At 64.2% G+C, this 6,583-nt stretch carries 5 protein-coding genes; 4 read left to right on the forward strand and 1 reads right to left on the reverse strand.

Going from position 1 to position 6,583, the window contains the following annotated elements; genetic code table 11:
• On the reverse strand, positions 1-1,352 hold a 1,352-nt coding region (locus tag VN047_RS10860), incomplete at its 3' end, for a M20/M25/M40 family metallo-hydrolase (RefSeq protein WP_325542554.1).
• Positions 1,353-1,650: 298 nt separating this feature from the next.
• Between VN047_RS10860 and VN047_RS10865 the strand changes: the two genes are divergently transcribed.
• From VN047_RS10865 to VN047_RS10880, 4 genes are all read left to right on the forward strand, one after another.
• Entirely contained in the window at positions 1,651-2,238 is a 588-nt protein-coding gene (locus VN047_RS10865; RefSeq protein WP_325542556.1) for an XRE family transcriptional regulator, read from the forward strand.
• 234 nt (positions 2,239-2,472) lie between these two features.
• A complete protein-coding gene (locus tag VN047_RS10870; RefSeq protein ID WP_325542558.1) occupies positions 2,473-4,398 on the forward strand; it encodes a serine hydrolase domain-containing protein in 1,926 nt (641 codons plus the stop codon).
• Between the two features lie 151 nt (positions 4,399-4,549).
• Positions 4,550-5,596, forward strand: coding sequence for a DUF1611 domain-containing protein (locus tag VN047_RS10875; protein ID WP_325542560.1), 1,047 nt, complete (start codon positions 4,550-4,552; stop codon positions 5,594-5,596).
• 14 nt (positions 5,597-5,610) lie between these two features.
• Positions 5,611-6,522, forward strand: coding sequence for a hypothetical protein (locus VN047_RS10880; RefSeq protein ID WP_325542561.1), 912 nt, complete (start codon positions 5,611-5,613; stop codon positions 6,520-6,522).
• Positions 6,523-6,583: the final 61 nt, after the last annotated feature.

Below are 6,583 nucleotides of genomic sequence, written 5' to 3' on the forward strand. Positions count from 1 at the left end.
AGCACGCCCGCGATCAGCAGCGATAGCGCCGCGCGCCATCGCAGGCCGTGCGCCGCAGCGTGGATCAGCAGCGCGCCCGAACCAAGACCGAGCAGGGCCGATGCGGGCAGCAGCCAGCCGATCTGGCCGACCACCGCATAGGGCGAAGCGACGTCGCGCAGCAGCAGCGCGACGAGGCGGGCCGCCAGTGTCAGCGTCGTAGCAATACCGAACAGCAGCGCGAGCACACCCCCCGCTCCGGCGACGACGTCGCGCCAGCCGGTCGCCCGGCGTGCGACCGCGATCCCGGCGATCGCGAGGACCGCGCCCACCGCGACAATCGTGAACAGCCAGCCGAGCCATGACGGATAGGTGACCAGATACTGGCCGAAAAGATCGGCGAAGATCATGTCGCCGTCCGAGCCCCCGAAATCTTTCGCCTGCGCAAGATCGCGTATCAGCGGCAATACCTGGTCGCCCATATGCTGGATGCTGCCGGCATTGAGGCTTTCGGGCGTCGACAGCGGCGTGTGATAGGCCATCTGGTGCCCGACGAAGGCGAAGTTCATGCCCGCATGGTTGTGTTCGAGCGCCGCGGTCAGATCGGTATCGTTCGGCATCTGCTTGTAGATCGTCACCATGAGCGAGTCCGCTGCGGGCGATGCGACATTGCGCCGGTAGGCTTCGATCAGCGTGCGATTGCCGGCACTGGTCTGGAACATCAGCGCCCGGCCGCTGTCGCCGCGGGCTTCGAGGTTGACGACCACGCCGACGCGATGGCGAAGCGGATCGGCCTGGAAAAAGGCGTTGGCCCCCAGAAGTCCGGCTTCCTCGCCGTCGGTGAAGAGGAAGATGACCGACCGCCGCGGCTGCCCGGCACTCCGGAGCGCGCGTGCCACCTCCAGCGCGACGGCGATGCCGGCCGTGTCGTCGCCGGCGCCCGGCGACAGCGGGGCCGTGTCATAATGCGCCATCAGCACCACGGCGGGCAGCGCCGGATCGCTGCCCTTCAATTCGCCGACGACGTTGCGCACCCGCCCGCCGATCGCGACGTCGGCGGAGGTGCGGCGCGTCACGATTGCGTCTTGCGTGCGGACCTCGGGATCCAGTCCGAGTTCGGTCATTCGCTGTACCAGATAGCGCCGTGTTTCCTCGATGGCCGCCGAACCGATCGGATGCGGCTTCGTCGCGATGGCGTGCACGTCCTTCATTGCCCGTCCCGCTGAAAACTGCCCTGCGGGCGCCTCTTCAGGCGCGGGCGCGGGCAGCCGGTTGCCGAGACCGGCGAGCGCGATCGCCGCGATCAGGGCGACCGAGGCGAGCAGCCAGCGCAAACGGCCCGGGACGGAGCTGGAAGAAGGGGCTGCGTGCATCGAACGGAGTTCCTTTGATCGGACAGGGCGCCGGACGCGAATGGCGTCCGGCTCACTCCAGCATTTTCATAATTTTCCGATTTGTCAAATATTGGCCTGTGCAGGCTTTGCTTCGAGCGCACGCCTTGACGATTCCGGTTTTCAAAAGTGCGCCGAAAAGAAAGGTCGCGACGGTCTTTTGCTTGATGTGCGCTGCAAAGATGCAAATATATGCTAAATGAGAAAAATGATCGAAAGGACGAAGATGGCTGAGCGGCGAGCCCAGGCCAATAGCGGGGAGAATAACCCGGGCTTGTTTTTGAGGGAATTCCGGACCGCGAATGGCTGGACTCTCGTCGAAGTAAGCGAGCGGACGGGAATCCCCGTGTCGACCCTGTCGAAAGTCGAGACCGGCAAGATGTCGCTGAGCTACGAGAAGCTGCTGCGGCTCAGCCGTGGCCTCGAAATCGACATTACCCGCCTGTTTTCGCCGGGGTCGTCACGGCCGTCGGCGCCCCAGGCGGCATCGGGACGCCGCAGCATCACCCCGGCGAACGAGGGACCGTCGATCGAGACGACCACCTATAATTATACCTATCCCTCGGCTGACCTGCTCAACAAGCTGCTCAATCCGATGATCATCGAAATCAAGGCGCGATCGATCGACGATTTCGGCGATCTGATGCGCCATTCGGGCGAGGAATATGTTCTGGTCCTCGAGGGACAGTGCGAGTTCCACACCGATATCTATGCCCCTTCGCTCCTGAAAACCGGCGATTCGGCCTATTTCGACGCGACGATGGGTCACGGCTATGTCGCGGTGGGCGACGGGCCATGCCGCATTCTCTCGGTCTGCTCGGCGACCGACGCCGATCTGAAATCGTCACTGCACCCCATCGAAGCCTGAGGAGCGCCTTTTCGGGCGCATTTTCCGTCGCAACGGCCGCCGGTCCGTCGCCGCGCTGGCGTAAATCGGCCATTGACAAAATCCCGGGCGCGATGCTTTGTCTTAAATTGAAAAAATTTTCATTTTAAGAAACATCGTCGCATGCCCCATCGCGAGGCTGCGACGCCGGGATGAGTGAGGGGCGATATGCGGTTTTCGGCATCGGTTAAGCTGTTGAGCGTGCTGGCGCTTGCGTTGACGATATTCGCAATCCCGTCGCCATCGATATCGGCACCCGCTGCCGCGCCGTCCGCCGGGGAGGCGGGGGCGCATCCGCCCGTGCGATCGCTGACCAAGGGCGATGTTGACGCATGGCTCGACGGTTTCATGCCCTACGCGCTCGAACGCGGACGTGCGGCGGGCGCGGTGGTCGTCGTGGTCAAGGACGGCCAGATCCTCACCCAGCGCGGTTTCGGTTTCGCCGACATGGCGAAGCGGCGTCCGGTCGACCCCGAAACGACGCTGTTCAAACAGGCGTCGGTTTCGAAGACGATCACCTGGACCGCGGTCATGCAGATGGTCGAGGCGGGCAGGATCGACCTCGACAAGGATATCAACGCCTATCTCGATTTCCGGATTCCGCCATATCAGGGCAAGCCGGTCACGATGCGGAACCTGATGACACATACCGCGGGTTTCGACGAAGTGCAGCGCGGTCTCAACAGCTATGACATGAAGGATATGCCGTCGCTCGGGACGGCGGTGAAGCGTCAGGTTCCGCCGCGCATCTATGCCCCGGGGACGACGCCGGCCTATTCGAATTACGGCACCACACTGGCCGGCTATATCGTCGAGCGCGTGTCGGGCATCCCCTTCAACGATTATGCCGAGCAGCGCATTTTCGCGCCTGCGGGGATGACACGGTCGACATTTCGTCAGGACCTGCCCGCCGATCTGCGGCCGCTGCTCGCGAACGGCTATATTCTCGGTTCGGGCAAGCCCGGCAAGGTGGAGCTCAACAGCTTCGCGCCTGCCGGCGGTCTGGCCGCGTCGGGCGCCGACCTCGGGCGCTTCATGATCGCGCATCTCGATAATGGCGGCGCGTTGCTCAAACCCGAAACGGCGCGACTGATGCATGACAGCATCACGAAGATGATCCCGCCGCTGAACGGCATGGCGCTCGGTTTCTACGAGCAGAATATCAACGGCCGCAAGGTGCTGTCACACGCGGGCGATTCGATCGTCTTTCACAGCCAGCTATGGATGTTTCCCGGCGAGAAGGTCGGCGTCTATATGTCGATGAACGCGGCGGGCTCCGACAAGCTGTCGGCGGCGATCCGCAGCCATTTGTTCGAGGCGTTCGCCGACCGCTATTTCCCGGCGGTGCAGCGGGACGGCCGCGTCGATGCGGCGACGGCGCGCGAGCATGCCCGGATGATGGTCGGCACCTACAACAAGACGCGGCGGCTCGAAACGAGCTTCCTGAAAGCGCTCGAACTCACCGGGCAATACAAGGTCTCGCTCGACGCCGACGGTGGAATTCTGTTCAAGGCGGCGCCGGACATCGGCGGCGCGGCTCGCAAATGGGTCGAAATCGCGCCATTCGTCTGGCGCGAGGTTGGCGGAAAGATGCGGCTCGCTGCGAAGGTCGAGAATGGCCGCGTCGTCCGTTTCGGTATCGACTCATCCTCCCCCTTCATGCTTTTCGAGCCGGTTCCCTGGTATAGCTCCACCGCCTGGCTCACGCCGGCCCTGTTCGCCAGCCTTGCCGCCTTGTTTCTGACTGCGCTTTTCTGGCCGGTCGCGGCGCTGGTGCGGCGTCACTTCGGTGCGCGGCCTGCGCGCAGCGTGTCCGGATGGCGCGCCTATCGCCTGACGCGCGCGCTTGCGGGGCTGGCGGTCGCGGTGATGGTCGCATGGCTGCTGTTCGCTACCGCGCTCCTCTCCGACTTCTCGTCGATGAATGGTGAGCTCGACGGGATGCTCGTTGCGCTGCGAATCGCGACGCCGGTCATTTTAGGCGCGCTGCTCGTGGCCGCGGCGTGGCATCTCGGGCTGGTCTGGAAGGGCGCGCCGGGCAAATTCGTGCGCGTCTGGAGCGTGGTGTTGCTGGCATGCGCGGTGATCCTGCTCTGGATCGCGATAGTCTTCCATCTCATCGGATGGGGTACGGCGTTCTGATCCTCTCGGCGCCCGCCGCCTGAATGAAATCGCCCGTCGAAATTTGTTGAAATTTCAAAAATAGAAAATTATGACCTGAATAGGCATGCTGAGGCGCAATAAGGACAATTGCGCGAGGCGTGCGGTTTATGGTTCTTGCAGGGTGAAATTCGTGAACATCCAAACCTCTCTCGACGCGGCCGCCGGATCGCTCAGCCTGCCGCAGCCCTATTTGCTGTTTCTCGGCGACACGACGCAACGCGGTTACGCCAAGACCGCCTTTGGCCTGCGCGACTGGGCGCCCGAAAAATGCGTCGGCGAATATGCCTTGCCCGGCGCGACGGTCAGCGCGGGGCTGGAGCAATTCACGCCCGTCGAGGCGAAGGCGCGGGGCGCGCGGTCGCTGCTCATCGGGGTCGCCAACAGCGGCGGCGTGATTCCCGAAAGCTGGATGCCCGCGCTGTTCGAGGCGCTCGACGCCGGGCTCGACATCGTCAGCGGCATGCATATGCGGCTCGCCGACATGCCGGAACTCGCCGCGCGCGCGGAACGTTTGGGCCGGCAACTGATCGACGTGCGCCATCCGCCAAGCGGGCTGAAGGTCGGTACGGGTCGCAAGCGCAGCGGCAAGCGGTTGCTGACCGTCGGAACCGATTGCGCGCTCGGAAAGAAATACACCGCGCTGGCGATCGCACGCGCCTTCGCTGCGCGCGATGTCGACGCCGATTTTCGTGCGACGGGCCAGACCGGGATCATGATCGCGGGTGGCGGCGTGCCGATGGACGCCGTCGTTTCCGATTTCGAGGCGGGGGCGGCCGAGGCTGTGAGCCCCGATGCTACGCCGGACCACTGGGACGTGATCGAAGGCCAGGGGTCGCTCTTTCACCCCGCCTATGCGGCAGTGTCGCTGGGGCTGCTCCACGGCAGCCAGCCCGACGTGATCGTCGTATGCCACGAACCGGGCCGTGAAGAGGTCATGGGGACGCCCGGATACCGGCTGCCCGGTATCGAGGAGACGATCGACCTCAACCTGCGCCTCGGCGCGCGCACCAATCCGGCGATCCGCTGTGCGGGCGTTTCGTTCAACACCGCGCATATGGACGCGGAGGCCGCGGCAGCGCTGATGGAAACCGAAAGCGCGCGGCTCGGGATTCCGGTAGCCGATCCGATCCGCGGCGGCGTGGCGTTCGACCGTCTCGTGGATAGCTGCCTCGCATGAGCGCAGGCGCGGCCATGGCAGGGGGAGCGGGCCCGTCCTGGTTCCAGCGCTTCCTGCTGCCCGGCTTCGCGTTCAAGGCGGTGGTGATCGGGGGCGGCTATGCCACCGGACGCGAGCTCGCCGAATTCTTCCTCCCCAGCGGCCCGTGGGGCGGGCTGGCGGCGATGCTGCTGGCGATGCTGCTGTGGAGCATCATATGCGCGACAACCTTCGCGCTCGCGCGTGCGGTCGGCGCTTTCGACTATCGCAGCTTCTTCGAAAAACTGCTTGGCCCGGGCTGGGTCGTGTTCGAGGTCAGCTATGTGCTCTTCGTCACGCTCGTGCTCGCGGTGTTCGGCGCCGCGGCGGGTGAAATCGGGGCGGCGATATTCGGCTGGCCGCCGCTGGCCGGGACCGCGCTGCTCGCCGGATCGATCGCGCTCTTCGTCACCTTCGGCAACGCTTCGGTCGAGGGACTGTTCAAATATGTCTCCTTCCTCCTCTACGGCGTCTACGCGCTGTTCATGGTGCTGGCGCTCGGCAGCTTCGGCGACGGGATTGCGGCGCGTTTCGCGGTTCCGGTGCCGGCCGACGGCTGGGTTCTCGGCGGGCTGACCTATACCGGATATAATGTCATCGGCGCGGTGGTGATCCTGCCGGTGATCCGCCATCTGACGAGCCAGCGCGACGCGATCGTGTCGGGGCTGATCGCGGGGCCGCTAGCGATGGCGCCGGCAATCCTCTTCTTCGTCGCGATGATCGCCTTTTATCCCGGCATCATTCACGAAACGCTGCCATCGGATTTCATGCTGCAGCAGCTCGACATGCCGCTGTTCCACCTGTTGTTCCAGCTCATGATCTTTGCCGCGCTGCTCGAAAGCGGCGCCGGGTCGGTGCACAGTTTACAGGCCTATTTGTCTGGCCTGCTTCAATTGTCTCGTCATTGAGCCACTGTTCGATAGCCGCGGACTCTTCGGGTGTGCATAAGCCGAGATAATATTGTAGATC

This window comes from Sphingopyxis sp. (genome assembly GCF_035565275.1).
Lineage (GTDB): Bacteria > Pseudomonadota > Alphaproteobacteria > Sphingomonadales > Sphingomonadaceae > Sphingopyxis.

Bases quoted from the DNA above. Each gene is read 5' to 3' on its own strand.
- VN047_RS10880 (WP_325542561.1), top strand. From the start codon at position 5,611: ATGGCAGGGGGAGCGGGCCCGTCCTGGTTCCAGCGCTTCCTGCTGCCC.